22 protein-coding genes are annotated in these 24,999 nt (G+C 72.5%); 10 read left to right on the top strand and 12 right to left on the bottom strand.

What is annotated here, in order from left to right:
• Together AB0J06_RS10920 and AB0J06_RS10925 are read right to left on the bottom strand one after the other, a co-directional pair.
• The coding region (locus AB0J06_RS10920) for a hypothetical protein (RefSeq protein WP_357427062.1) at positions 1-522 on the bottom strand (522 nt) is incomplete at its 3' end.
• Between the two features lie 181 nt (positions 523-703).
• Positions 704-1,372: an alpha/beta fold hydrolase gene (locus AB0J06_RS10925; protein WP_357427064.1), complete on the bottom strand. Its 669-nt coding sequence runs from the start codon at positions 1,370-1,372 to the stop codon at positions 704-706.
• Positions 1,373-1,717: 345 nt separating this feature from the next.
• Here AB0J06_RS10925 and AB0J06_RS10930 point away from each other — a divergent pair, with 345 nt between their 5' ends.
• From AB0J06_RS10930 to AB0J06_RS10955, 6 genes are all read left to right on the top strand, one after another.
• Positions 1,718-2,560, top strand: coding sequence for an ATP-binding cassette domain-containing protein (locus AB0J06_RS10930; protein ID WP_357427066.1), 843 nt, complete (start codon positions 1,718-1,720; stop codon positions 2,558-2,560).
• The gene (locus AB0J06_RS10935; protein ID WP_357427068.1) at positions 2,557-3,279 is read left to right on the top strand and encodes an ABC transporter ATP-binding protein; all 723 of its coding nucleotides are present in this window, start codon (positions 2,557-2,559) and stop codon (positions 3,277-3,279) included. The genes AB0J06_RS10930 and AB0J06_RS10935 overlap by 4 nt, the downstream gene beginning before the upstream one ends.
• Positions 3,280-3,290: 11 nt before the next feature.
• The gene (locus AB0J06_RS10940; protein ID WP_357427070.1) at positions 3,291-4,169 is read left to right on the top strand and encodes a branched-chain amino acid ABC transporter permease; all 879 of its coding nucleotides are present in this window, start codon (positions 3,291-3,293) and stop codon (positions 4,167-4,169) included.
• Positions 4,166-5,236 carry a branched-chain amino acid ABC transporter permease gene (locus tag AB0J06_RS10945; RefSeq protein WP_357427072.1) on the top strand — a complete coding sequence of 357 codons (1,071 nt, stop codon included), beginning with the start codon at positions 4,166-4,168 and terminating at the stop codon, positions 5,234-5,236. Before AB0J06_RS10940 ends, AB0J06_RS10945 begins: the two co-directional genes overlap by 4 nt.
• A gap of 32 nt (positions 5,237-5,268) precedes the next feature.
• The gene (locus tag AB0J06_RS10950; protein ID WP_357427074.1) at positions 5,269-6,546 is read left to right on the top strand and encodes an ABC transporter substrate-binding protein; all 1,278 of its coding nucleotides are present in this window, start codon (positions 5,269-5,271) and stop codon (positions 6,544-6,546) included.
• A gap of 134 nt (positions 6,547-6,680) precedes the next feature.
• The gene (locus AB0J06_RS10955) at positions 6,681-7,292 is read left to right on the top strand and encodes a TetR/AcrR family transcriptional regulator (protein WP_357427306.1); all 612 of its coding nucleotides are present in this window, start codon (positions 6,681-6,683) and stop codon (positions 7,290-7,292) included.
• 16 nt (positions 7,293-7,308) lie between these two features.
• Here the strand turns inward: AB0J06_RS10955 and AB0J06_RS10960 are convergent, their stop codons facing one another.
• From AB0J06_RS10960 to AB0J06_RS10970, 3 genes are read right to left on the bottom strand one after another with little or no spacing between them, the layout of a single operon-like run.
• A complete protein-coding gene (locus tag AB0J06_RS10960) occupies positions 7,309-8,400 on the bottom strand; it encodes a zinc-binding dehydrogenase (RefSeq protein ID WP_357427076.1) in 1,092 nt (363 codons plus the stop codon).
• A complete protein-coding gene (locus AB0J06_RS10965; RefSeq protein ID WP_357427078.1) occupies positions 8,397-9,833 on the bottom strand; it encodes an aldehyde dehydrogenase family protein in 1,437 nt (478 codons plus the stop codon). The genes AB0J06_RS10960 and AB0J06_RS10965 overlap by 4 nt, the downstream gene beginning before the upstream one ends.
• Positions 9,834-9,876: 43 nt before the next feature.
• Positions 9,877-10,560 (bottom strand): TetR/AcrR family transcriptional regulator C-terminal domain-containing protein, encoded by a 684-nt coding sequence (locus AB0J06_RS10970; RefSeq protein ID WP_357427080.1) that lies wholly within the window; start codon positions 10,558-10,560, stop codon positions 9,877-9,879.
• 117 nt (positions 10,561-10,677) lie between these two features.
• Here AB0J06_RS10970 and AB0J06_RS10975 point away from each other — a divergent pair, with 117 nt between their 5' ends.
• Genes AB0J06_RS10975 through AB0J06_RS10985 form a run of 3 tightly spaced genes read left to right on the top strand, consistent with a single transcriptional unit; the run spans position 10,678 to position 13,498 of the window.
• Positions 10,678-11,829 carry an acyl-CoA dehydrogenase family protein gene (locus AB0J06_RS10975; protein WP_357427082.1) on the top strand — a complete coding sequence of 384 codons (1,152 nt, stop codon included), beginning with the start codon at positions 10,678-10,680 and terminating at the stop codon, positions 11,827-11,829.
• 29 nt (positions 11,830-11,858) lie between these two features.
• Positions 11,859-13,031: an acyl-CoA dehydrogenase family protein gene (locus tag AB0J06_RS10980; protein WP_357427084.1), complete on the top strand. Its 1,173-nt coding sequence runs from the start codon at positions 11,859-11,861 to the stop codon at positions 13,029-13,031.
• Complete coding sequence (locus AB0J06_RS10985) at positions 13,028-13,498, top strand: MaoC family dehydratase (protein WP_357427086.1); 471 nt, start codon at positions 13,028-13,030, stop codon at positions 13,496-13,498. Before AB0J06_RS10980 ends, AB0J06_RS10985 begins: the two co-directional genes overlap by 4 nt.
• A 104-nt stretch (positions 13,499-13,602) precedes the next feature.
• On the opposite strand, the gene AB0J06_RS10990 is transcribed toward AB0J06_RS10985, so the two are convergent.
• The gene (locus AB0J06_RS10990; RefSeq protein ID WP_357427088.1) at positions 13,603-15,963 is read right to left on the bottom strand and encodes an EAL domain-containing protein; all 2,361 of its coding nucleotides are present in this window, start codon (positions 15,961-15,963) and stop codon (positions 13,603-13,605) included.
• A 362-nt stretch (positions 15,964-16,325) separates the two neighbouring features.
• Between AB0J06_RS10990 and AB0J06_RS10995 the strand changes: the two genes are divergently transcribed.
• Entirely contained in the window at positions 16,326-17,924 is a 1,599-nt protein-coding gene (locus tag AB0J06_RS10995; protein ID WP_357427090.1) for a tetratricopeptide repeat-containing diguanylate cyclase, read from the top strand.
• A 9-nt stretch (positions 17,925-17,933) separates the two neighbouring features.
• On the opposite strand, the gene AB0J06_RS11000 is transcribed toward AB0J06_RS10995, so the two are convergent.
• The 6 genes from AB0J06_RS11000 to cpaB are packed head-to-tail and all read right to left on the bottom strand — an operon-like array spanning position 17,934 to position 24,988.
• Positions 17,934-18,653, bottom strand: coding sequence for an A24 family peptidase (locus AB0J06_RS11000; protein ID WP_357427092.1), 720 nt, complete (start codon positions 18,651-18,653; stop codon positions 17,934-17,936).
• Positions 18,650-19,564: a type II secretion system F family protein gene (locus tag AB0J06_RS11005; RefSeq protein WP_357427094.1), complete on the bottom strand. Its 915-nt coding sequence runs from the start codon at positions 19,562-19,564 to the stop codon at positions 18,650-18,652. Before AB0J06_RS11005 ends, AB0J06_RS11000 begins: the two co-directional genes overlap by 4 nt.
• 1 nt (position 19,565) lies before the next feature.
• Entirely contained in the window at positions 19,566-21,527 is a 1,962-nt protein-coding gene (locus AB0J06_RS11010) for a type II secretion system F family protein (protein WP_357427096.1), read from the bottom strand.
• 53 nt (positions 21,528-21,580) lie between these two features.
• Entirely contained in the window at positions 21,581-23,011 is a 1,431-nt protein-coding gene (locus AB0J06_RS11015; protein WP_357427098.1) for a CpaF family protein, read from the bottom strand.
• Between the two features lie 2 nt (positions 23,012-23,013).
• Entirely contained in the window at positions 23,014-24,177 is a 1,164-nt protein-coding gene (locus AB0J06_RS11020; protein WP_357427100.1) for a P-loop NTPase, read from the bottom strand.
• A gap of 13 nt (positions 24,178-24,190) precedes the next feature.
• Positions 24,191-24,988 (bottom strand): Flp pilus assembly protein CpaB, encoded by a 798-nt coding sequence (gene cpaB / locus AB0J06_RS11025; RefSeq protein WP_357427102.1) that lies wholly within the window; start codon positions 24,986-24,988, stop codon positions 24,191-24,193.
• Positions 24,989-24,999 lie beyond the last annotated feature (11 nt).

A 24,999-nucleotide genomic window follows, 5' to 3' on the forward strand; every position in this document is an offset into this window, starting at 1 on the left:
TGACCGCCGTGGCGAGCGCGACCGCCACGGTGAGCGAGGCCGCGGCATGCACGACCTCGATCGCGGTGCGCCGATCGACAAAGATCGAGAGCAGGTCGCCAGGTTGGCGTCGATCGGATCCTGTCCCGCGGCCTTCTGGGTGGTGTCCACGAGGTTCTTCCCGCGCGTCGCGATCTCCTGGTTCGTGGACTTCCGCGCGTGCTCCCCGACGGTGCGGTTGATCGTCTGGTCGAAGGTGGTCGCGCCCAGGTCACGGAGACGCCGGCAGGCGTCCCAGCCGTCACGGTCCTGCTTGCCGGCGTTGCCGGCAGCGGCCGCCGGAGCGCTCGCGGCGCCCGCCGCAGCGGCCCCGGAAGCGTCGGTCTCGGAGTCGCCGGGGGCGGCGCCGCCGGTCAAGCGCACCCCCACGCCGATCAGCGTGAGGGTGCCGGCGGCGATGACGATCCAGAGCCAGGTCAGTTTCTTCCGGCGCGGTCGCGGCTGGAGCGGGGTGGCGTGGGGTGGCCGGTAGGGGTGGGTCACGTCGCGCCTCTCTCGAACAGTGATTGCTCGGGGCGGTCGTGCCGGGGCGGGAGTGGGGGAGTTCCTGCCATGGGCGACCAACGGACGATGATATATGGACATGCGGCAGTGAATGAGAGCGCGGCGGCGCGGGCCCGCGACCGTTTCGTCGCGGGCCCGAACGGCGGTGGCGAGATCGTGCTCAACTCGCCATGAAACCGCTCACCTGACGCAGTATCGCGGTGTCGGTGAGGAAGGCCAGGTGGCCGGTGCAGGCGACGTACGTGTTCGTCGCGCCGCTCACCGTCGTGCTGGTGTAGGGGAGGATCACACCGTCGCAGGGTGAGTACCAGGTGCGGTAGCGGGTGCTGCCCGGCGTCTCGTCGCCCGCGTTGAGCCGGCTCAGGAAAACCGAGCCGGGGTACATCTCGATGCACGAGGGAAGGAGGATGCAGGCGCCGGCCGAGGTGGTGCCGTGGTTGGCGCCGGCCAATGACGCCCAATGGCCGACCACGCTCTGGCCGCCGAGCTGTTTGACGTACCAGCGGGTGACCAGGCCACCCATCGAGTGGTTCACCAGATCCACTCTGGCCGCGCCCGTACGGCTGCGCACCTGGTTGACGAAGGCGGCGAGCCCGGCCGCGCTCGTCTCGTTGGACTGGCTGGAGTTGTAGTCGTAGGTGAACAACTCGCTGTCGCTGTAACCGGCGGATCGGAAGACGGACTTGGCGGTGGTCCAGTTGGACGCGCTGCCGCCGAAGCCATGGACGAAGATGACCGGGGTACGGGCCGCGGCGGCCTGCGCTGACGGGAGCGGGCCGACGGTCACCAGCGTGAGCGCGGCCAGCAGAATGCCGAAGATCCGGCGCATGGGAGCCTCCTCCTTGGGGGGACGGATGGCTCGAAGTCTGGGACGGCACGCGGACGGCGCACATCGGCGAAATCACCAGCCTGGCATGCGTGTCACCTGCGAAAACAGGGAAACAGTCCACAACGGAGAGACGCCCGATCATGCTGCACTAGCAGTGCAAATAGCTGCGGCGGCGGGTCTGAGATGGTCGTCCCGACGGGAAAAAAATCCGTGGCCGAACCGAGGGCATTGACGATCGCCGTTGGAAACGTACACTCCTAGTGAAATAACCCTGGGGCCGGTTGGGCGCCGGGGGTGTTCTCCGCACACCATCCTGCCGGCCCACACGCAGCGAACGAGGTGCAGATGGACCAGCCCGCCGAACCCCACCCCGACGGCCTCGCGCTGCACGGGATCGGCGTGCGCTTCGGCGGCCTGGTGGCGCTCGACGACGTGTCGCTGCGCCTGCCACCGGGCGCCATCGTTGGCGTCATCGGACCCAACGGCGCGGGAAAGACGACGTTGTTCAACGTGGTCTGTGGCTTCGTCGCACCGACCTCCGGCTCCGTCTCCCTCGACGGGCGGCCGCTGCGGCCGCGGCCGCACCGGCTCACCGCCCTCGGCATCGCCCGGACTCTGCAGGGTGTCGGCCTCTTCAGCGGAATGAGCGTGCTGGACAACGTCATGGCCGGCGCGACCGCCGCGGCCCGCGCCGGCTTTGTGGCCGCGCTGTTCGGGCTGCCGCGCAGCGACCGCGAGGAGCGTCGGCTGCGGGCAGAGGCGATGACGCTCCTCGACGAGCTCGGCATCGCCGCGCACGCCGCGGCGGCGCCCGCCACGTTGCCGTACGCGATCCGCAAGCGCGTCGCCCTCGCCCGGGCCCTCGCCGCACGGCCCCGGCTGCTGCTGCTCGACGAACCCGCCGGTGGCCTCGGCGCCGACGAGATCGAGGAGCTGGCCGCGCTCATCACCGCGCTGCCGACACGGCACGGCGGCGGTTGCGCGGTCATGCTGGTCGAACACCACATGGACCTGGTCATGGCGGTCTGCGACGAGATCGCCGTGCTGGACTTCGGGCGGCTCATCGCATCCGGCACGCCGCAGCAGGTACGCGAGGACCCCGCGGTCATCGACGCCTACCTCGGCGCCGCCGTCGAGTCGCAGACCCGTCCCGACCCGCCCACCGCCCGGCAGGGGAGCCGGGCATGAGCGCCGAGCCGATGCTGCAGACGTCCGGGCTGATCGCCGGCTACGGGAACGCGCCGGTGCTGCGGGGGATCGACCTGACGGTGCCCGCCGGCACCATCACCGCCGTGCTCGGGGCGAACGGGGCGGGCAAGACGACCCTGCTCCGCGCGCTCTCCGGCCTGATCCGGCCCACGGGCGGTCGGATCGTCTTCGACGGCGTGGAGCTGGGCGGCACCCCGGTCGAGCACCTCGTGCGGCGCGGCCTGGTGCACGTGCCGCAGGGGCGGGGAGTGGTCGAAGAGCTCACCGTCGAGGAGAACCTGCGGCTGGGTGGCCTGTGGCGCCGTGACCGCACCGACGCGCGGCGCGCCCTCGCCGAGGTGTACGACCTCTTCGAGCCGCTGGCGCGCCGGCGGCGGCACGCCGGCCACCAGCTCTCCGGCGGGGAGCGCCAGCAGCTCGCGCTCGGGCGGGCGCTGGTGGCCCGACCGCGTCTCCTGCTCCTCGACGAGCCGTCGTTGGGACTCGCACCGCGGGTGACCGCCGAGATCATGGCGTTGCTGCGCCAGCTTCGCGACGACACGGGGCTCACCGTCCTGCTCGTCGAGCAGAACGTGCGCAGTGCCCTCTCCGTCGCCGACGAGGGGGTGGTGATGGCGCTGGGGCGCATCGTCGTCGCGACCGGGCCGGCGGAGCTGCGCGACGACGAGCAGTTGCGCCACGCGTATCTGGGGTTCTGATGGGAGGGGCGGTGCAGCGCTTCATCTTTCTCACGCTCGACGGCCTGTCGCGCGGCGCCGTCTACGCGGCCTTCGCGCTGGCCCTGGTGCTCATCTGGCGGGCGACCCGCATCGTCAACTTCGCCCAGGGCGCGATGGCGGTGGCCACCGCGTACGCGGCCTACAGCATCTCCACCGCGACCGGTTCCTACTGGCTGGGCTTCGGGATCGCGCTGGTGGCCGGGTTGATGCTGGGCGCGGTGGTGGAGCGGGGCGTGATGCGTTTCGTCGACCACGGCTCACCGCTCAACGCCGTCATCGTCGCGCTCGGACTCGTCCTGGTGCTCCAGGCCGGGCTGGGCATGGCCTACGGCAACGAGTTCCGGCCCGCGCCGGCGCCGTTCAGCCGGACCGCGCTCAGCGTCGGTGAGCTGGCGCTGCTCTCCCGGTACGACCTCTTCGTCTTCGCCGCGGTGCTGCTGGTGGTCCTGGCGCTGGCCCTGCTCTTCACCCGCACCCCGGTGGGGCTGCGGATGAGGGCCGCCGCCTTCGCGCCGGAGGTGTCCCGGCTGCTCGGCGTCAACGTCGGCGGCATGCTCACCTTCGGTTGGGCGCTCGCCGCCGCGCTCGGCGCGCTGGCCGGCATGCTGATCATACCGACCGAGCTCGGCCTGCACCCGCACGCCATGGATCTGGTGTTCGTGTCGGCGTTCACCGCGGCGGTCGTCGGTGGGCTCGACAGTCCACCGGGGGCGGTCGTCGGAGGGCTGGCCGTCGGGCTGATCCTGTCCTACGTCAGCGGCTATCTCGGCAGCGACGTCACCCCGCTGGCGGTCCTCGTCCTGCTCCTGGCGGTGCTGCTGATCCGCCCCGCCGGACTCTTCTCCGCGGCCGCCCGGAGGACGGTATGAACGCCTTTCCGCCCACACTCCCCGCGCCGCGGCGCTCCACCCTGCTGCGACACCTGGCCGTGACCGCGGCGGCCGCGCTGCTCCTGCTCGGGCTCACCTACGGCCTCGCGCCGTTCCGCAACTACCAGCTCGCGACGATGGCCGCCTATCTCTGCGCGACGGCGGGGCTCACGCTGCTGACCGGGCTGAATGGTCAGCTCTCGCTCGGGCACGGCGCGCTGATGGCCACCGGCGCCTACACCGTCGCGTTGCTGCAGAACGCGCTCGGCGACGCCGGTTTCCTCGGCGGCTGGACGCTGATCGTCTCGCTCGCCGCGGCGGTCGTCGTGGCCACCGCGGTCGGTGCGGTGATCGGGCTCGTCGCGGCCCGGCTCCGGGGTCCGTATCTCGCCGGGTTCACCCTCGCGGTGGCGGTCGTCGTACCCGCGATCGCGACGACGTTCGACGGAGTGTTCAACGGCGAGCAGGGACTCGGCGTGGCCGTGCCGCCGCCTCCTGCCGCGCTGGGCGCCTCCTTCCCGTACGAGCGGTGGCAGGCCTGGCTCGCGCTGGCCGGCGCGCTGCTGACGATGCTGCTGCTGGCGAATCTGGTGCGCAGCCGGTTCGGCCGGTCCCTCGTCGCGGTCCGGGACGACGAGGTGGCCGCCCGGCTCGCCGGCATCCACGTCGCCCGCACGCAGGTGCTGGCGTTCGTGGTGAGCGCGGCCTGCGCCGGCCTCGGCGGCGGGCTGCTCGCACTGCTGGCACAGAGCGTGTCGCCGGGTGCGTTCTCGCTGACGCTCTCGCTCTTCCTGCTGATGGCGATCGTGATCGGTGGGCTGGGCAGCCTGGCGGGCGCGGTGTGGGGGGCGGCTCTGCTGGTGGCGCTCCCCGACCTGAGTCATCTGCTGACCGAGCGGCTCGCCCTGTCGCCGGCGGTGGCGCAGCGGCTGGAGGGGAATCTGCCGCTCGCGGTCTTCGGCATCACGTTGATCGTCGTCATGATCGTCGCGCCCGGCGGCGTGCAGGGGCTGCTGCGCCGGCTCGGCAGATCGGCGCGGCTGTCCTGGTCGACGCGGCGCGGATAACCAATCGGATAACGGAAAGGTCGGTGCTGAGCATGTATCACGGTGTTCGACGTGCCCTCGCGATCGCCACCTCCGTCGCGCTGCTGGCCGCCGCGGCGGGCTGCGCCGGCGACGGCGGGAGTGGCGCACAGGCGGTTCCCGGAGTCAGCGACAGTGAGATCCTGGTCGGCACGCACATGCCGCTGACCGGGCCCGCCTCGGCCGGCTATTCGAAGATCGCGCCGGCCACCAAGGCGTACTTCGACCACGTCAACGCGAACGGCGGGGTCCACGGGCGGAAGATCAACTACAAGATCATGGACGACACGTACAACCCGGCGACCACCCAGCAGGTCGTCCGGGAGTTGGTCCTCCAGGACCGCGTCTTCGCCGTCCTCAACGGACTCGGCACGCCCACCCACACCGGCGTGCTGGACTTCCTGAAGACCAACCGCGTGCCGGACCTCTTCGTCGCGTCCGGCAGCCGCAGCTGGGACCAGCCGCAGAAGTATTCGGGCACCTTCGGGTTCAACCCCGACTACACCGTCGAGGGCAAGATTCTCGCGACCTACATCAAGGCCAACCTCGCCGGTCGGAAGGTCTGCTTCCTGGGCCAGGGCGACGACTTCGGCCGGGACAGCCTCGCCGGCGTCGAGAAGATCCTCGGCCCGACCGGCGTGGCCGTGAAGCAGAGCTACGTCACCAGCAACCCCAACGTCGCACCGCAGATCGGCGCTCTCAAGGCGGGTGGCTGCCAGGTCGTCGTCCTCGCGACCGTGCCCGGCTTCACCGCGCTGTCGGTGGGCACCGCGGCCCGGCTGGACTTCAAGCCGCAATGGGTGGTCTCCAACGTGGGCGGCGACTACGCCACGCTCGCCGCGCAACTCGGCGAGGCGAAGCCGCTGCTGGAGGGGATGCTCGGGGCGAACTACCTGCCGTCGGTCGCCAGCGCCACCGACCCGTGGACGGCGTTGTTCCGCAGGATCAACGACGAGCGCAACGGCGGGACCCCCTTCGACGGCCACGTGCTGTACGGCATGGCGGTCGGCTACCTCTTCGTCCAGGTCCTGCTCGCCGCCGGCAAGGATCTCACCCGGGACAAGCTGATCGCCGCCGTGGAGAAGGGGGGCTACCGGGGACCCGGGCTCGCGCCGTTGCGGTTCGCCACCGGCGACCATTCGGGATACGGCGGCCTGCGGATGATCAAGGTTTCGGGTGGCGTGCAGGACTACTTCGGTCCGGCGTACGAGACCGACGAGCAGGACGGCCCGGTCAACGAATACCGCGAACAGCCGCTCTCGCCGCCGCAGAACGGCATCCCGTCGAGCTGATCCCCCGACGGTGCGGCCCGCGGCGGGAGCATCCCACATCCGCTGCGTCGATCATGGAGTTGTCGCTGCCGATGCCGGGGTGTCGATGCGATAACTTCATGATCGACGCAGCGGGAGGCTGAGCAGTGAGCAGGATGGACACCGGGGCGCGCGTCGACGGTCGCACCGCCCGCGCGGCGCGCACCCGCACCGCGATCGTCGACGCGCACCTGGCGCTCATCTCCGAGGGCGACCTCAGGCCGACCGGCGAGCGGATCGCCGAGCGGGCCGGGGTGTCGCTGCGCACGCTCTGGACCAGCTTCAAGGACATGGAAACGCTGTTCGAGGCGAGCGGCGAGCGGGTGCTGGCGCGGCAGGACGCGGCGTACCGTCCCATCTCACCCGCGCTGCCGCTGACCCGGCGGGTGGACGCGTTCTGCCGGCAACGCGCGCGCCTGCTGCAGATGCTCGCGCCGTGCGCCCGGGCCGCCCAGATGCGCGAACCGTTCTCGGCCCAGCTGCGCCGCAACCGCGCCAAGCACGTCGACCGGCTCCGCGCGGAGATCGAGGAGCTCTTCGCGCCGGAGCTGGAGATGGCCGGTGCGGGGCGCGACGAGGTGCTGCACGCGCTGATCGCCGCGACCATGTCGCCGGCCTGGTCGATGCTCCGCGACACGCTCGGGCTGGGCGTCGCCGAGGCGCGGGCCGTCATGACGCGGACCGTCACCGCACTGCTGGTGACCGCGATGGCGGCCGGCCTCGGCTGACCCCTGCCCGCGGCGCTCACTCGTCGAAGAGCACCACCGACCGGGCGCCCTCGCCGCGGGCCATCCGTTCGAAGGCCGCCGGTGCCGCGTCGAGCGGGATGCGGTCGGTGATCAGCGGAGCCAGTGACAGCGACCCGTCGAGCACGGCACGGGCCAGCTCGGGGACCTCGCGGTCGGGGTCGGACGAGCCGTACACCGAGGAGCGGAGCGTCCGCGCGGAGTGGAAGATGTCCAGCGCGCTGAGGCCGACCTCGTCGTCCTTCGCCCCCATGCCCACGACGATCACCTGGCCGCCGCGACGCGCGCTGCGCCATGCCGTACGGATCGTGGCCGACCGGCCGACGCACTCGAAGGCGTGGTCGACGCCGCGTCCCTCGGTCAGCTCGCGGATCGTCTTCGCCAGCCGGTCGTCGGAGACGAGGTAGTCCGTGGCCCCGGCGGCGAGCGCCAACTCGCGCTTCGCGGGGGAGACGTCCACGGCGATGACGGGACCGGCGCCCGCGGCCCGCGCGGCGGTCAGCGCCGCCAGCCCGACCCCGCCGAGCCCGATGACCGCGACCGAGTCGCCGGCTTTCACCGCGGCGGTGTTGTTGACCGCGCCGACCCCGGTGAGCACGGCGCAGCCGAGCAGCGCCGCCTCGGCCCACGGCAGCGCCGGTGGCACCGCGATGACGGCGTGCTGCGGGACCACGACTTCCTGCGCCAGCGCGCCGAGGCCGAGCGTGACGTGCAGCTGCGCGCCGTCGGCGGTGGCGCCCCGCGCGACGGCCGGCGTGCCGGAGCTCGCGCAGAGCCACGGCTCGTCGTGGCGGCAGAACCAGCACTGCCGGCAGGCCGGCGCCCAGTTGAGCACCACGTGGTCCTCGACCCGTACCCGCTCGACGCCGTCGCCGACCTCGACCACCACGCCGGCCGCCTCGTGCCCGAGCACGAGGGGGAACGGCGGCGCGAGCGTGCCGTTGACCATCGACAGGTCGGAGTGGCAGACGCCGGCGGCCCGGATGCGGACCCGCACCTCGCCGGCGTCGGGCCGCGGAAGGCGTACGTCCTCGACGGTGAGCTCCTGGCCGGCGCCGCGGGCGACCAGGCCGCGCACGACCGCGCTCATCGCTGGATCGCCTTGGTCTGCAGGAACTCCACCAGGCCGTGGACACCGAGCTCCCGACCGATGCCGGACTGCTTGTAGCCGCCGAAGGGCGCGAGCGGGTTGAACGCGCCGCCGTTGACGTCGACGGCTCCGGTGCGCATGCGCCGCGCGACCCCGAGGGCCCGCTCCTCATCGCCGGACCAGACGCCGCCGTGCAGCCCGTACCGGGAGTTGTTGGCGATCGCCACCGCGTGGTCGTCGTCGTCGAACGGGATGACCGAGAGGACCGGTCCGAAGATCTCCTCCTGCGCCACCGTGCTCTCCGGCGTCACGTCCGCGAGGACGGTCGGGGCGACGAAGTGGCCGCGTGCGGGGAGCGCCGCGTCGAGTCCGCCGGCGACCAGCCGGGCGCCCTCGTCGAGGCCGCGCGCGATGTACCCGCGCACGCGCTCACGCTGCGCGGCCGAGACCACCGGGCCCAGCCGGGTCGCCTCGTCGAAGGGATCGCCCAGCACGTAGCCCTGCGCGGCCTGACCGGCGAGGGCGACCGCCTCGTCGTAGCGGCTGCGGTGCACCAGCATCCGGGTCCACGCGGTGCAGGTCTGTCCGGAGTTGAGGAAGGCGTTACCGACGCCGACCTTGACGGCCTTGGCGAGATCGGCGTCGTCGAGGATCACGTTGGCCGACTTGCCGCCGAGTTCGAGGGCGACCCGGGCGATCCGGTCGGCGGCGAGGTGCGAGATCCGCCGGCCGGTCGCGGTGGAGCCGGTGAAGGAGACCATGTCCACATCGGGATGCGCGGCGATCGCCTCGCCGACGACGGGACCGGTGCCGGTGACCAGGTTGACGACACCCGGCGGCAGCCCCGCCTCGTCGATGGCGTCGAAGAGCAGGTAGGCGACGAGCGGGGTGAGCTCGCTCGGCTTGAGCACCACGGTGCAGCCGGCGGCGAGCGCGGGGGCGAGCTTGGCGACGACCTGGTGCAGCGGGTAGTTCCACGGCGTGATGGCGCCGACGACGCCGACCGGCTCGCGGACGACCAGGGAGTTGCCGATGGTCTCCTCGGCCGGCGGGCGGGCAGCGAGCTCGACGTAGCTGCGCAGCACGGCGAGGGGGAGACCGGCCTGAATCCGGGTCGCCATCTTGAGTGGGGTGCCGAGTTCGTGCGCGACGGTCCGCGCGATCCCGTCGGCACGCGCGGCGAGGGCGGTGTGCAGCCGGTCGAGGTGGGCGGCCCGCTCCGGGGCGGGGGTGGCGGCCCACGGCCCGAAGGCGGCGCGGGCGGCGGCGACCGCCCGGTCCACATCGGCGGCGGTCGCGGCGGGTACGTGCGCGAGCACCTCTTCGGTGGCGGGATTCTCGACCGGGATCGACGCCGTGCCCGACGCGGGCGCCCACTTTCCGTCGATGTAGAGGGCGGTGCGGTCGGTCGGCGCGGTCGCTGCGGGGGTCATGGCGTCCTCGGCGTCGAGCGGCCACCCGGCCGCGCGGAAACTATCAGTGCAAGTTTTTACTGTAGTACGGGTCGGTGTCCGCGGGCAGGGGTGGCAGCGGGCCGACCACCGACTCGTAGAGGTGGCTCAATCCGTCGATCAGCGCGTCGAGCCCGAGGACGAATGCTCCCTCGTCGACGCTCTGTTGGTGCTCCGCGAGGCGGTGCGCCTGGGTCAAATGGGGGTACTGCTCGGCGTAGAGTTGCGGGTCCTCGACGAAGCCGCGGGCGAACGAGCCCAGCGCCGACCCGGCGACGAAATAGCGCATCATCGCCCCGATGTGCGTCGCACGCGCCGCGGGCCATCCCGCGTCCACCAGCGCGCCGTAGACCGCGTCCGCCATCGCCAACGCGGGCGGCCGACGCCCCGGCCCCTGCGCGAGAAACGGCACGATGTGGGGATGGGCGGCGAGCGCCTCGCGGTAGGAGCGGCCCCACCGCCGCAGCGCCACCCGCCAGTCGTCGGTGGCGAAGACGGTGATGTCGACCTGCGAGGTGATCGAGTCGGCGACCGCGTCGAGGATCTCGTCCTTCGTGGCGAAGTGGTTGTAGAGCGACGGGCCGCGGACACCGAGTTCGGCCGCCAGGCGGCGGGTGGAGAGCGCGGCGAGCCCTTCCGCGTCGATGAGCGCGGCGGCGACCTCGATGATCCGGTCGCGGCTGAGCAGGGCCTGGCGCGGCCGCGGCATGCGCGCACCTCCTTCGGCGGCTGGTTTTCCGAACTCTGCCACACGGGGGTCTGGACGGGGAAAAACTTGCACCGCTAGTTTAGTGGCGAGGTCCCCGCTGATGAGGATGAGTCGCCGATGAACCTGGAACTCTCGCCGGAGCAGGCGGCCGTCCGCCAGCTCGCCGCCGAATTCGTCGATCGCGAGGTGACGCCGCACGCCGCGGAATGGGACCGGCGCGAGGCGGTCGACCCCGGCATCGTGCGCAAGCTCGGCGAGCTGGGCTTCCTCGGTCTGACCCTCCCGGAGGAGCACGGCGGATCGGGCGGGGACCACCTGGCGTACTGCCTCGTGCTCGAGGAGCTAGGCCGCGGCGACTCCTCCGTACGCGGCATCGTGTCGGTGTCGCTGGGACTGGTCGCCAAGTCGATCGCGGCGTACGGCACCGAGGCGCAGAAGCGCGACTGGCTGCCCCGGCTCTGCGCCGGCGAGGCGCTCGGCTGCTTCGCGCTGACCGAGCCGGGCACCGGCTCCGACGCGGCGTCGCTGCGCACCCGGGCGGTGCGCCACGGCGACGACTGGGTCATCAGCGGCTCCAAGATCTTCATCACGAACGGAACGCTCGCCGAGGTCGCGCTGGTCTTCGTCCGCACCGGCGGTGACGGGCACAAGGGGATCACCGCGTTCCTCGTGCCGACCGACGCGCCCGGCTTCGGCCGGCGGGAGGTGCACGGCAAGCTCGGCCTACGCGGTCAGGCCACCGCGGAGCTCACCCTCGACGGGATCCGGGTGCCGGACTCGGCCCGCCTGGGCGATGAGGGCAAGGGCTTCTCGGTCGCGATGGCGGCCCTCGCCAAGGGGCGGATGTCCGTCGCGGCCGGCTGCGTCGGAATCGCCCAGGGCTGCCTGGACGCCGCCGTGACGTACGCGGGGCAGCGTGAGCAGTTCGGCAAGCCCATCGCCGCCTACCAGCTGGTCCAGCAGCTCATCTCGAACATCGCCGTCGACACCGCGGCGGCCCGCCTGCTGGTCTGGCAGGTCGCCGAACTCATCGAACGGGGCGCGCCGTTCGCCACCGAGTCGTCGATGGCGAAGCTCTTCGCCAGTGAGGCCGCGGTGCGTGCGGCCAACAACGCGCTGCAGGTCTTCGGCGGGTACGGCTACATCGACGAGTACCCGGTCGGCAAGTACCTGCGCGACGCGCGCGTCACCACGCTCTACGAAGGCACCAGTCAGATCCAGCAACTGCTCATCGGACGCGCCCTCACCGGGGTCAACGCGTTCGGCTGATCCGCCCCCCAATCCGTTCGGAGGACACAGTGGACTTTTCGCTCAGTGACGAAGAGAAGGCGATCCGGGACACCGTCCGGACCTTCATCCGTAAGGAGATCCTGCCACTGGAGCAGGAGGTGCTGCGGCGCGAGCGCAACCATCAGCCGTCGCTGGACCGCAGTGAGCTGCGCGAGCTGCAGCTCAAGGCGAAGAAGTTCGGCTTCTGGGGGCTCTCCACGCCGGAGGAGTACGGCGGTATGAACCTGCCCGCCGTCATGCAGTCGCTGATCTGGACCGAGCTCGGCCGCTCGTTCGTGCCGTTCCGCTTCGGCGGCGAGGCCGACAACATCCTCTTCTACGCCAACGAGGAGCAGAAGCGCGAGTTCCTCCTCCCGACGATCGAGGGCGACCGGATCTCCTGCTTCGCCATCACCGAGCCCGGCGCCGGCTCGGACGCCGCCAACATCAAGCTCAGCGCCCGCCGCGACGGCGACGACTGGGTCCTCAACGGCGAGAAGACCTTCATCACCAACGGCAACGACGCCGACTTCGCGATCGTCGTCGCGGTGACCGACAAGGAAAAGGGCGCCCGGGGCGGCGGCACGACCGCGTTCCTGGTCGACCGGGCGATGGGCTGGCGGTCGGAGTTCATCCAGACGATGGGGGAGGGCGGACCGGCCTCGCTGGTCTTCGACAACGTCCGGGTGCCGGGCCGCAACATCCTCGGTGAGATCGGGCAGGGCTTCGAGCTGGGTATGCAGTGGATCGGCAAGGGGCGCTACACGATTCCGTCGCACGCCCTCGGTATCGCCGAGCGGGCCCTGCAGATGGCGATCGACTACGCCAACACCCGGGAGACGTTCGGCAAGCCGATCGGGGTCAACCAGGCGATCCAGTGGATGATCGCGGACTCGGAGACCGAGCTGGAGGCCGCGCGGTGGTTGGTGCTGCGCGCGGCCTGGACCGTGGACCAGGGACTGGACCCGCGGCACGCGTCGTCGATGGCGAAGCTCTACGGCGCCGGCATGGTCAACCGGGTGGTGGACCGGGTGCTGCAGGTCCACGGCGGCATGGGCTACACGCGGGAGCTGCCGATCGAGCGGTGGTACCGCCAGGTGCGGCTGTACCGCATCTTCGAGGGGACCGACGAGATGCAGCGCCTGATCCTCTCCCGTGACCTGCTCCGCGGCTACACGATGATCGGCGGGCACCTCGCATGAGGACGTTCGGGTCCCCGGCGGAGCTGGCCGTCGCCGTGGGGGAGACGCTGGGGCCGGGCCCCTGGCACCGGATCGAGCAGAGCCGGGTGGACGCGTTCGCCGAGGCGACCGGTGACCGGCAGTGGATCCACACCGATCCCGAGCGGGCGGCGGGCGGCCCCTTCGGCGGCACCATCGCCCACGGCTATCTCACGCTGTCGCTGATCCCGGCCCTGATGCGTGACCTCTACACGGTGCAGGGGGTGCGGATGGGCGTCAACTACGGGCTCAACAAGGTGCGCTTCCCCGCGCCGCTGCGCACCGGCGGGGCCGTACGCGCCAGCGCCCTGATCGCCGAGGTGGAGCCGGTGCCGGGCGGTGGGGTGCAGCTCGTGGTCACCGTCATGATCGAGAGCGACGGCGGCGGCAAGCCGGTCTGCGTGGCCGAGACGGTGAGCCGCATCTACCCGGAGGACGACGCGCGATGACGACCCTCTCGCTGGCCAGCGTTCTCGCCGAGGCGGCTCGCCGGCGCCCCGACAAGGTCGCGGTCGTCGACGGGACGCGGCCCGTCGGGTCGTGATCGCGCCGCTCAGAAGGCCGCGGCGGGCACGTTGTCGTGGGCGACGACGCGTGCGGTCGGCGTCTGTCCGGCGCGGGAAGCGCCGAGGAGCTCGGTCAGCTGACCCGACGGCATCGGGCGGGCGAAGTGGAAGCCCTGGGCGAGCCGGCAGTCCATCTGCTGCAACAGCCTGGCCTGCTCGGCGGTCTCCACACCCTCGGCGATCGTCTGCAGGTCGAGGGTGCTGCTGAGCTGCAGGATGGCTCGGGTGAAGGCCTCGTTCTCCGCCGACTGCTCGTCGTCGGCGGCCATCGCGGAGGTGAACGCGCGGTCGATCTTGAGGATGTCGACCGGCAGCTGCCGCAGATAGGACAGCGAGGAGTATCCGGTGCCGAAGTCGTCGACCGCGACCCGGATCCCCTGCCGCCGCAGCTGTTCCAGTCGCTCGATCACGGTCCGGGTCTCCGCCGCGCCGGCCGCGACGAGGGCGGTCTCGGTGATCTCCAGGACCAGCGCCGAGCCGGGCAGGCCGCTGTCGCGCAGCGCGTCCAGCACGGTCTGCGGGAAGTCCGGCTCGCGCAGTTGGCGGCCGGAGACGTTCACCGTCACCGCGATGCCGTGCCGTTGGTGCCACGCGCGGGCGTCGACGCAGGCCCGGTTCAGCACCCACGTGCCGATCGGCACGATCAGCCCGGTCTCCTCGGCGACCGGGATGAACTCGACGGGAGAGATGGGCGCGCCGCTCGCCGGCGTCCAGCGCAGCAACGCCTCAACGCCGATCACGGCACCGGAGGCGAGGTCGACCACGGGCTGGTAGTGCAGGGCGAACTCCTGGCGCGCGATCGCGTGCCGGAGGCCCGTCGCGATCCGGGTCAGATCGAGCTGGTCGGTGCGCATCTGCGGGTGGTAGACCGCGACGCGGTTCTTGCCGGCGCTCTTCGCCGCGTACAGGGCGAGGTCGACGTCGCGCAGCGCTTCGGCGGCGTTGATCCCGCCGGTCAGGGCCAGCAGACCGATGCTGGTGGTCAGGTAGAGGTCGCGGTCGGCGACCCGGAAGGGCGCCTGCAGGGCCTCGACGATGCGCTGCGCCACGCCCGCGGTCTGCTCCGCCGTGCTCTCCTCGAGCAGGATGGCGAATTCGTCGCCACCGAGTCGGGCCACCGTGTCGGATTCGGGGACGTGCTGTGACAGGCGGTGCGCCACGTGCACCAGCAATTCATCGCCGACGGGATGGCCGTAGCTGTCGTTGATGTCCTTGAAACCGTCCAGGTCGAGCAGGAGCAGGCCCCGCGAGGACGACCCGTGGGCGCCGCCCGGCGTCCGCTCGAGGTGCTGCTGCAGCAGGGTGCGGTTGCCGAGGTTGGTCAGCGGGTCGTGCAGGGCGCGGTGGCTGAGCTGGTTCTGCAGCACCCGCTGCTCGTGCAAGGCGCGTCCGAGCCGGACGGCGTGCGCGTTGAGCGCGGTCGCGCGGCGGTGTGCGACCGCGGCCACGAGCCCGAGCCGCAGCACCGACAGGACCGAGACGGTGGCGGCGATGAGGGCGATGACCAACAGGTGCGCCCACTGATCCGGGGCGGTGCGCGCGGCGGCGTAGACGCTGAGCACCGAGGCGACCGCGGCACTGACCGTGAAGACGATCCGCCGGCCCCGGCTGGGGATGGCCTCGTTGGACTCGGCCAGGTCGGTGGTCCGGGCCATCGACGGGTGGAGCGCGGCGGCGCCGAGCAGCACGCCCCACAGATGCCAGCCGATGTGCGCGACCGGGTGCCCGTACACGTCCTGGAACTGCACGAGGGTGGCGGCGTCGGAGGCGAGCAGGGCCGCGAACGCGGCGAGCAGCAACGCGAACGAGGTGGTGTGCACCCGGGTGGTGAAGAGCAGCCGGAGCGCCATCACGAGGAGGATCAGGTCGAGCAGGAGACGACTGACGGTCACCGCGAGCTGCCCGTTGTGGACGCCGCCCTGCAGGCTGCGTTCGACGAAGAGCACCCAGGCGATCGCGGCGAGGCCGCCGCTGACGACCCCCGCGTCGAGGAGGCCTTCCCATCGCGAGCGGCCGTGCCGCGCGCGGACCAGGGCGGCCAGTCCGAGCGCCATGAGGGGGTGGGCGAGCAGGGGCAGCGCGTCGCGTACGACCGGGTCACCCAGCCCGTGCACCTTCAACTGCCACCACACCACGTGGGTGATCGCGGAGACGCCGATGCCGCTGGCGAAGAACCACCAGGCGCGGCCCGCCGCGGGACGGTAGTGCCGCAGCCCGAACAGGATGGCGGCGACGCCGACCAGTTCGACCGCGGTGAAGAGCCCGCCGGTGAGGCTGGACGGTGCCGCGACGGCGCCGCCGCTCGTGACCATCACCGCCAGGAGGTACCAGCCCATCGGCGCGCTCACCGGAGGGCGCTGCGCGCTGTGGCGCCCTCGGCGTGCTCTCGCCGCGATGGACACCGCGGCCCCACTCTCGTTCATACCCGAGTTGTAGTCACCCAAGGTGATCGTGGGGCAGCCGCTCGGGTGCAGAACGGGAGCGAACGCCCCGACCGCCGCACCGGCGGCCCGCCTCGCTGGTCCGCCGCCGGTGCCGGGACGGTTCCGCGGCAATTACTTTCCGCGCCCAAATCGCAACCGAGCGTGCACCCTGGTCGCATCCCGCCCCCGAGAAGCTGTGAGCACTCTGGCCGAGCGGAAAGGCAGATGTGGTGACCATAGAGGCAACGGCGTGCGACGTGCCGCCGGGACCCGTCGGTGATCGACCTGTGCCCACCGCTGATCTTTTCGCGGCCCTGTCGAACGGCCGGCCCTGCACGGCCGAAGCGCTCTCCGCGGCGTTGCTGGCCATGGAGGCGATCCCCGCCGCGGAGTTCCGCACCGTGGCCAGCCCCGCACAGCACGCCGAGCGGCTCGCCGCCGAGCTCGGTCGGACCGACCTGCAGATGCGCGCCCGGCTCATCCAGGCCGACGTGCTGATCCGGGAAGGCGACATCGCCGGCTCGGGTCGGGTCGGGCACGAGGTGCACGCGTGGGCGGTCGAACACGGCGACCCGTATGTCGTCGCGCGCAGCCATTTCCACCTCGCGGGCTTCTTCCGGCACGTCGGGGACCTGGCGGACGCGCTGGGACACGCGGTGCAGTGCGTGGCGCACACCAGCGATGACGTCCCGCCCGAGATCCGTGCGCGGCACCTGTCGACGCTCGCGGTCACCCTCCACGAGAACGGCTCAGCGGAGGAGGGCGCCCGGCGCTTCCAGGAGGCGCTGGACATCGCGACCGCCATCGGTGACGTGGCGCTCTCGCTGCAGATCCTCAACAACATGGCGTACACCGCCTACGAGACGAACGACCCGGACGAGGCGGAGATCCTCAGCGACCGGATGCGCGGCATCGAAAGCCGGTACGGCGTGCCGTTGGGGGCGAGCTACCTCGACACCATCGCGCGGATCGAGATGATGCAGGGCCGCTACGTCGAGGCCGAGCGGACGCTGCGACCGGTCCTGGACGGGTCGGCGGGGCATCTGCTGACCGAGGGGAGCGCGTTGGCGGAATGCCTGCTCACGGCGGTCGAAGCGCAGCGGCTGCGGGGCGCGATCGACCAGGCGCAGGCGACCCTCGACGAGGCGCGTCGGGTCTGTGACGAGCGCGGGCTCGCCAGCCGGCGGGCGCGGGTACGGGAGATGCAGGCCCAGCTCTTCGCGGCGACCGGCCGTTATCGCCAGGCGTACGAGGAGCATCGCGGGTTCTACGCGGACGCGCAGGCGCTGCAGTCCGCGCAGCGGGAGGCCCGGGCCCGGGCGCTGCAGGCGGTTTTCGAGGCCGAGGAGGCGCGGCGCTCCAGTGACCGGTTCCGGGAGATGGCGCACCGTGACGCGCTGACCGGGTTGCACAACCGGCGTTACGTCAACGAACTGCTCCCGGCCCTGATCAACCGGGCCGCCGAGCTCCAGACGCCGTTGTCGGTCGCGTTGCTCGACCTCGACCACTTCAAGCGGGTCAACGACACCCTCTCGCACGAGACCGGGGACGTCGTGCTCCAGCAGGTCGCCACGCTGCTCGCCGCCGCGGGCAAGGCCGCGGCCGGCCGGGCGGCGGCGGCACGGCTCGGCGGGGAGGAATTCCTGCTGATCCTCCCGGACATGGACGCGGACGACGCGGTACGCCGGTGCGAGGAGTTGCGTCAGGCGATCCGGTCGCATGCCTGGGGACCCGTCACCGGGACGCTGCCGGTCACCACGAGCATCGGTCTCACCACCGTGCTCGACGGGCAGATCACCCCGTCGGCGCTGCTCGCCCAGGCGGACAAGAACCTGTATACCGCCAAGCGTGCCGGGCGCGACCGCGTCGTCGGCGACGCCCGCTGAGCGTGGCCGTCAGGCGACCAGGGCGAGCGCGGCGAGGACGCCGAGGAGCATGAAGGGGCCGTGCGGGAGTTCGGTCCGGCGGGTGGCCCGGCCGAGTAGCAGCAGTGCGGCGGCGAGCAGGCCGGAGAGCAGGAACCCGGCGGCGGTGCCGAGCGCCGCGACGACCCCGCCGTGCCAGCCCAGCACGGTGCCGGTGGCGAGCGCCAGCTTCACGTCGCCGAGCCCCATGCCGGCGGGGTGGATGAGCACCAGCAGCAGGTAGAACGCCGCCACCGCGAGTCCGATGAGGACGGCGCGCCCCGCGGCGGCCGGCCGACCGCCGATCAGCCCGGCCACGATGAGCAGCAGCGCCGTTCCGACGAAGGCGGGCAGCGTCAGCCGGTCCGGCAGCCGGTGCACCGCCACGTCCACGAAGACCAGGATGACCCCGAACGCGGCGAACCAGCCGTAGGCGGCGAGCTCCAGCGGCGTACGGGCGATGAACGCGGCCGCCACGAACGTGACCGCGGCGACGGCCTCGACCGCCACGGGCGGTGGCCCCATCGGCGCGCGGCAACCGGGGCACCGGCCGGACAACCGGGGCAGCCCGCGTCTCGGCGTCGCGCAGCGGGGGCAGTGCCGTCGCCACGGCTCCCCGGCGGGTACGGCATGGAACTCGATCGCCCGGCGCAGCCACGGCGCGACGAGCAGCCCGGTCAGCGCGGCGGCGACGATCCATCCGGGACTCATCGGGAGAACGCCGCCATGATCTGCAGCACGCCCGGTCCGAGAATGACCACGAAGAGGGCGGGGAAGAGGCAGAACAGCACCGGGAACAGGATCTTGATGGGCACCTTCTGGGCGAGTTCCTCCGCGCGCTGGCGGCGCCGGATCCGCATCTCCTTGGCGTGCTCGCGCAGTACGCCCGCGATCGGTACGCCGAGGTCGCCGGCCTGGACCACGGCGGTCACAAAGGTGCGCAGGTCCGTGACGGTGGTGCGCTGGGCGAGGGCGCGCAGCGCCGCCGGACGCGACTTGCCGATCTGCATCTCCTGCAGCACCCGCACCATCTCGCGGGCCAGCGGCCCCTTGCCGTTCTGGCCCACCTGGGCCATCGCCGCGTCGAAGCCCAACCCCGCCTCCACGCTGATCACCAGGGTGTCGAGCACGTCCGGCAGCGAGAGCAGCACCTCTTTCTGCCGCTTGAGTCCGGCGTTGTACACCAGCAGGTCGGGGGTGAGTAGGCCGAGGAGCGCGCCGACCGGGGCGCCCACGATCGCGCCGCCGAGGCCGCCGAAGAGCAGCCCCAGGGCGGCGCCGATCCCGGTGCCGGCGGCCAGCGCGATCCCTTTGACCGGGACGATCCGCTCGATCGGCCAGCCCGGCGGGTTGCCCGCGTAGTCGAGGTGGCGTTGCAGCCGGGTCAGCGCGCCGGTCGGCGTGAGCGCGCGCCCGAGGCCGCCCAGCCGCTGGGTCAGCGGATCGACGAGGCGCTGACGCGCCGGCCGGTCACGCGGTGCGACGTACCCGTCGGGGCGGCGTCGATCCAGATGCGCCAGCGCGCGCGCCACGTCGACGCGCGAACCGGGGCCGCCGGCCAGGGTCAGCACGCCCACCAGCACCGCGCCGGCCAGCGCGCCGAGCCCGATCAGGAGCAGCATCTCAGACCTCCACCCGGACCAGCTTGCGCAGCCACAGTGCGCCGAGAACCATCATGATGATCGATGTGAAGAGCATCATCAGCCCCAACGGCTCGGTGTAGAGCGGACGCAGGTAGTCACGGCGGAACGCGAACATCCACGCGGCCAGCACGATCGGCATGCCGAGCAGGACCAGCGCGGAGAGGCGTCCCTCCGCGGAGAGCGCCCGCACGTGCCGGCCCAGTCGGGCCCGTTCCCGCATCGTGGTGACCGCGGTTTCCAGCACCTCCGAGAGGTTGCCGCCGACTTCCCGCTGGATCCGGATCGCCATCACCAGCCAGCTCATGTCGCGGCTGGAGTTGCGCTCCCCGACGCGCTCCAGCGCGTCCTCCAGCTCTCCACCGAGCCGCGTCTCGGCCAGCGCCCGCCCCAGCTCGCCGGCGACCGGTTCGTCGCCCTCCCGGACGAGGGCGTCAATCGCCTGTGGCAACGAGAATCCGGCGCGCAGCGAGCTGACCACCAGGTTCAGCGCGTCGGGCAGTTGGTCGGCGAAGCGCTGAGTGCGCCGGGCGGCGCGCAGCCGCAGGTACTGGCCGGTGCCGAACCATCCGGCGAGCAGTCCGGCGGGCAGGCCCAGCCACCACGGCAGCAGCAGGACGCAGAGCGTCGCTGCGGACCCGGTGACGGCGAGCCGGATCGCCTGCCACTCGGCGGGACGTAGCGGGCTGCCGGCGCGGTCGAGCGCGAGTTCGATGCGTTCCCGTCGGCCGGGCGCGCTCACGCTGCGCTCTCCGACCGCGACGGCGGCGCGCAGCACCGGCCCGCCGGGGAGTTGCGAGGCGGCCGGCGCAACGGTGCGGCGGCCGACCGAAAAGTGGTCGAGGCTGCCGAGTCGGCGCTGCGCCGGGCTGCGCCCGACCAGCGGGAGGAACAGCAGGAACCCGCCCAGGAAGAGCGCGGCGGCCGGTATCGCCACGGCGGCGAGCAGCCCACCGTATTCGCGGGCGGGTGGCTGGAACCGCGCCGGTGTCGGCGCGGCGCGCGGGTCGGCCCGGAACGTGACCGGGACGGTCGTGGTGACCGCCCCCGACGGAAGCGTCACGGCCACCTGCAGCTCGGTGCTGTGCCCGCCGAGCGTCGCGGGGACGGTGGCGGTGACCACGACGGGTGCGGTCAGGTCGGCGGCCATCGAACGGAACGTGGCGCGCAGCGCGGCACGGTCGCGGGCCGGCACCGCCCGGCCGCCGGCGCGGTCGGTGAGCGAGGCGAGCTGCGCCAGATCAGCCTCGGTGCCGAAGGCGACGGCGTCCACCGTCGTACGACCGGCCGCGAGTTGGCGTTGGAGTCGGGGGAGCGTCAGGGTCGAGGAGGTGTCCGCACCGTCGGAGAGGATCACCATCCGCCGCTCGGCGTACCGGGCTGCCGCCGGGGTGACCGCCGGATCCAGCAGCCGCGCCGCCGCGTCGACGCCGTCGTAGAGCGCGGTCCCGCCGGTCGCGGAGATCCGGTCGACCGCCGCGGCGAACGCGGCGCGGTCGGCGGTGGGGGTCAGGGCGACCAGCGGTCGGGTGGAGACCGTCACCAACCCGAGCCGGACGCCCGGCGGCGCGGCGGCGGCGTAGTCGGCGGCGGCGGCGCGCGCGGCGGCCAGCCGGGCGCCCCGCATGGACCCGCTGGCGTCGACGACGAGCACGACGGCGCGGACCGGGGCGGTCGGGTCCGCATGGGACGGCTCGCGCACGGTGGTGGCGAGTTCGATCCCGTCGGCCCGCACGCTGACCCGGGCGACGGCCAGCGTGCTTCCCGCCGCCAGGTGCCGTGCCGCCAGGAAGAACTCGATGGATCCGGGTGAGGGCTGCACCCCGGTCACCACGACGTTCGGGGCCGGGTCGGCGGACGCGGGCGGCGCCGCGACACCGGTCAGCGCGACGGTGGCCCCGAGCGCGACCAGGACCCCCCATTGCCGCACCGTCCTCGGGGTCATGGCTCGAGAAATACCGCGAAGTCTCGCCCCCACTCGGAGATCGTCGTGATCAGTCATCGGGGGCCCGCCAGGAACACCTCGAGCGGGACGGCGACGCCGTGCGCGTTCAGCTCCTCCAGGAATCGCGGCCGCAGGCCGGTTGGCTGCAGCGTGCCCCGGAACCGCCCGTCCGGGTCCGTGCCCGCGCGGAAGTCGAAGACGAAGAGGTCCTGCAGGGTGACGATCTCGCCCTCCATGCCGACCACCTCGGTGATGTGGGTGATCCGGCGGCTGCCGTCCTTGAGGCGGCTGACCTGGATGATCAGGTCGACGGCGGAGGCGACCTGTTCCCGGATCGCGCGAACGGGCAGATCCATGCCCGCCATCAGCACCAGCGTCTCGAGACGGGCGAGCGCGTCGCGCGGTGTGTTCGCGTGCAGGGTGGTGAGCGACCCGTCATGTCCGGTGTTCATCGCCTGGAGCATGTCCAGGGCGGCGCCGTCGCGGACCTCGCCCACCACGATCCGGTCGGGACGCATCCGCAGGGCGTTGCGCACAAGGTCGCGCGCCGTGATCGAGCCGCGACCTTCCGCGTTCGCCGGGCGTGACTCCAGGCGCACCACGTGGTCCTGGTGCAACTGCAGTTCCGCGGCGTCCTCCACGGTCACGATGCGTTCGTTGGTGGGGACGAAGCCGGAGAGCACGTTGAGCGTCGTCGTCTTGCCGGAGCCGGTGCCGCCGCTGACCACGATGTTGAGCCGCCCACGGACGCAGCCACGCAGCAGCTCCGCGGTCTGCCGGGTCAGGGTGCCGAAGGCGATGAGGTCGTCAACGGTGAACGGGTCGCGGGCGAACTTGCGGATCGTCAGCGACGACCCGTCCAGGGCGATCGGCGGCACCACGGCGTTGACTCGGCTGCCGTCGGGAAGTCGGGCGTCCACCATCGGGCTCGCCTCGTCCACGCGCCGGCCCACCCGGGAGACGATCCGGTCGATAACCCGCCGCAGATGCGCCTCGTCGGTGAAGCCGGTCTCCGCGACCTCCAGCTGTCCGGAACGCTCCACGTAGACCCGGTGCGGGCCGTTGACCATGACCTCGCTGACCGTGGGGTCGCGCAGCAGCGGCTCGATCGGACCGTGACCGAGCACCTCGTCGATGATGTCCTGCCGGATCCGCGCCCGGTCGGCGCTGGCCAGCGGCGTCTCCTCCCGGGCCAGCAGCTGCGCGAGGGTCGCGCGGACCCGTCGCTCCAGGTCCTCGGCGTCGCCGAAGTCGTCGTAGAGCTTCGGGCCCAACAGCTCGGCGAGGCTGCGTTGCACCCGCGCACGGACCTCGTCGAGCTGCCCGCCGGCAGGCTGTCCGGCGGCGCGGTAGCGCTCGCCGCCACCGGGGCGCGGTCGGTCGCCCTCGCCGACCTCCGCCGTGTCGACCGCGGTCGGTTCGGTCGGGGGCGTCGCGGAATCGCCGGCGCGGTGGCGCTGTGAGATGTGGTCGGCCAGCCCCATCGTCAGCTCCGTCGCCCGAAGATGCCACGCCGCCGGTGCGTCGCCGCCCGCCCGCCCTCCGGGGCGCACCGCTCCGCCAGTGTGCCGATCGCCCGGCTCACCGGGTGGCGGGGCTTCTCCACGGCGAGCGGCACGCCGCGGTTCACCGAGACGGGCACGTCGCGCGAGGAGGGCATCAGCACCGCCATCCGGCTCCCCACCGCCCGCTCCACATCGGAGACGGTGAGCCCGACCGCGGAGTCGGCGCGGTTGAGCAGCACCAGCCGGCGCTCCGCCGCATAGCCCAGCAGCTCGAACATGTCCAGGGTGAGCCGGATGCTCTTGAGGGTGGGCAGGTCCGGGGTGACCACGAGGACGAACCGGTCGGTCAGGTCCAGCGCCGCCAGCACCTGGTCGCTGAAGTACGGCGGGGTGTCGACGACGATGTAGTCGAACATGGTCCGCGCCTGCGCCACCAGTTCGGTGATGAGTTGCCGGGTCACGTGGTCGCCCTCGGCCGGCCGGGCCGGGGCGAGCAGCACCTCCACGCCGGGGCGGTACGAGGTCAGCAGCGAGCGCAGTCCGGCCTCGTCCAGCCGGCCGGCCATCGGGATGGCGTCCGCGATGGTCCGGTCCGGGGCCAGTTGCAGCATGATCCCGACATCGCCGAACTGCAGGTCCAGATCGATCAGGCAGACGCGGTGGGTGCCCCCGGCCGCCAGGGTCACCGCGAGGTTCGTGGCGACCGTGCTCTTGCCGCAGCCGCCCTTGCCGGCGAAGACCGTGACGACCTGCGCCTCGGGCCGCTGCTGCGGCGTGCCGCCCGGCGGCGCCGCCGCGCCGAGCTGCATGGACAACCGCAGCGAGCGCTCCGCGGCGGCCCGCAGCGTGGCCGGGTCGCCGGCGGGGACGACCTCCCGTACTCCCGCCCGGATCGCCGCGGCGAGAACGGTGACCTCGAGTTGGTCGCGGAGCAGGAGCACCCCGAGGGTGGGGCGGTTGATCCGGTAGTCCTCGGCGCAGCCGAGCGCCTCGGCGAGCGGCACCCCGGCGCCGAGCACCGCGAGCTGTTCGGCCGGGTCGGCGTCGAGCGCAGCCGCCAGCGCGGCGAGGCTCTCCACGGTGGGCACGCGGTCGTCCGGACCGCCCGGCCAGGGCCGACGGGTCGGATCACAGTAGACGGTCATCGGCAGCTCCGGGTCACGGGAAGAGAGTGTTGTTGTCCACGCCCTGGCCGGGCTCGATCTTGGCGGTGTCGTCGAGCAGCGCGAGGTAGAGGGTGCCGGTCTGCGACGCGTGCACGAGCCGTTCCGCCTCGTCCTGGCTGACCGCGACAGTGATCAACATCGCGGTGCTGGGTCTCGCCGTGCCGTCGGCGCCCGGCGCCTGCGTCGCTGCCGGGACCGAGGTCGCCGCTCCGGCGGTGCCGCGCTCACCGACCGCGATCACCTCTAGCCGCGGCAGCAGCACCCGGGTGGCCTGGTTGGCGCCGGCGCGCGCCTGTCCGCCCCCGGCGGGCACCCGCCCCTTGCCCTCCTGCATCGCGAACGTGTCGAAGACCGCCACCTTGGAGCCGGGCCGCACGTATCCGGCCACCCGGGCCGCCGCCGTCATCTCGACGCTGACGGCGAGCTTTCCCTCCGGCAACGCCAGGCCGCCGCTGAGTCGGGTCGGTTCACCGAACATGCCGCGCAGCAGCAGTTGCCCCGCCTGCACGTCGCCGGTGACGGCCAGCGCGTCGAATGCGGAGTCGAGGGAGCCGAGCGCGTCCTTCGGCACGGTGGAGGCCGGCATCGCGACGCGTTCCACGTACCCCTGCTCGCGGATGGCGGCCGTGGTGGTCCCGGCCGGCACGCGCCGGGTAGTGACCAGCACCCACGCCGCCTCGCGGCCGGCCAGCGCGCGGGTGTCGGCCGCGCGCACGTACGCCAGCACGGCGAGGCAGCCCACCGCGGCCAGCGCCAACGCGACCAGCGCCGCCAGGATCCGTCGTCTCATTGCGTCACCTC

Origin of the sequence: Micromonospora sp. NPDC049679, from assembly GCF_040659735.1 — a bacterium.
Lineage (GTDB): Bacteria > Actinomycetota > Actinomycetes > Mycobacteriales > Micromonosporaceae > Micromonospora_I.

Excerpts from the sequence above, each read along its gene's own strand:
- AB0J06_RS11020 (WP_357427100.1), bottom strand. The coding sequence starts at position 24,177 with ATGACCGTCTACTGTGATCCGACCCGTCGGCCCTGGCCGGGCGGTCCG.
- AB0J06_RS11015 (WP_357427098.1), bottom strand. The coding sequence starts at position 23,011 with ATGGGGCTGGCCGACCACATCTCACAGCGCCACCGCGCCGGCGATTCC.
- AB0J06_RS11010 (WP_357427096.1), bottom strand. The coding sequence starts at position 21,527 with ATGACCCCGAGGACGGTGCGGCAATGGGGGGTCCTGGTCGCGCTCGGG.
- cpaB (WP_357427102.1), bottom strand. The coding sequence starts at position 24,988 with ATGAGACGACGGATCCTGGCGGCGCTGGTCGCGTTGGCGCTGGCCGCG.
- AB0J06_RS10930 (WP_357427066.1), top strand. The coding sequence starts at position 1,718 with ATGGACCAGCCCGCCGAACCCCACCCCGACGGCCTCGCGCTGCACGGG.
- AB0J06_RS10960 (WP_357427076.1), bottom strand. The coding sequence starts at position 8,400 with ATGAGCGCGGTCGTGCGCGGCCTGGTCGCCCGCGGCGCCGGCCAGGAG.
- AB0J06_RS10985 (WP_357427086.1), top strand. The coding sequence starts at position 13,028 with ATGAGGACGTTCGGGTCCCCGGCGGAGCTGGCCGTCGCCGTGGGGGAG.
- AB0J06_RS10945 (WP_357427072.1), top strand. The coding sequence starts at position 4,166 with ATGAACGCCTTTCCGCCCACACTCCCCGCGCCGCGGCGCTCCACCCTG.
- AB0J06_RS10970 (WP_357427080.1), bottom strand. The coding sequence starts at position 10,560 with ATGCCGCGGCCGCGCCAGGCCCTGCTCAGCCGCGACCGGATCATCGAG.
- AB0J06_RS11000 (WP_357427092.1), bottom strand. The coding sequence starts at position 18,653 with ATGAGTCCCGGATGGATCGTCGCCGCCGCGCTGACCGGGCTGCTCGTC.
- AB0J06_RS10965 (WP_357427078.1), bottom strand. The coding sequence starts at position 9,833 with ATGACCCCCGCAGCGACCGCGCCGACCGACCGCACCGCCCTCTACATC.
- AB0J06_RS10955 (WP_357427306.1), top strand. The coding sequence starts at position 6,681 with ATGGACACCGGGGCGCGCGTCGACGGTCGCACCGCCCGCGCGGCGCGC.
- AB0J06_RS10975 (WP_357427082.1), top strand. The coding sequence starts at position 10,678 with ATGAACCTGGAACTCTCGCCGGAGCAGGCGGCCGTCCGCCAGCTCGCC.
- AB0J06_RS10935 (WP_357427068.1), top strand. The coding sequence starts at position 2,557 with ATGAGCGCCGAGCCGATGCTGCAGACGTCCGGGCTGATCGCCGGCTAC.
- AB0J06_RS10950 (WP_357427074.1), top strand. The coding sequence starts at position 5,269 with ATGTATCACGGTGTTCGACGTGCCCTCGCGATCGCCACCTCCGTCGCG.
- AB0J06_RS10925 (WP_357427064.1), bottom strand. The coding sequence starts at position 1,372 with ATGCGCCGGATCTTCGGCATTCTGCTGGCCGCGCTCACGCTGGTGACC.
- AB0J06_RS11005 (WP_357427094.1), bottom strand. The coding sequence starts at position 19,564 with ATGCTGCTCCTGATCGGGCTCGGCGCGCTGGCCGGCGCGGTGCTGGTG.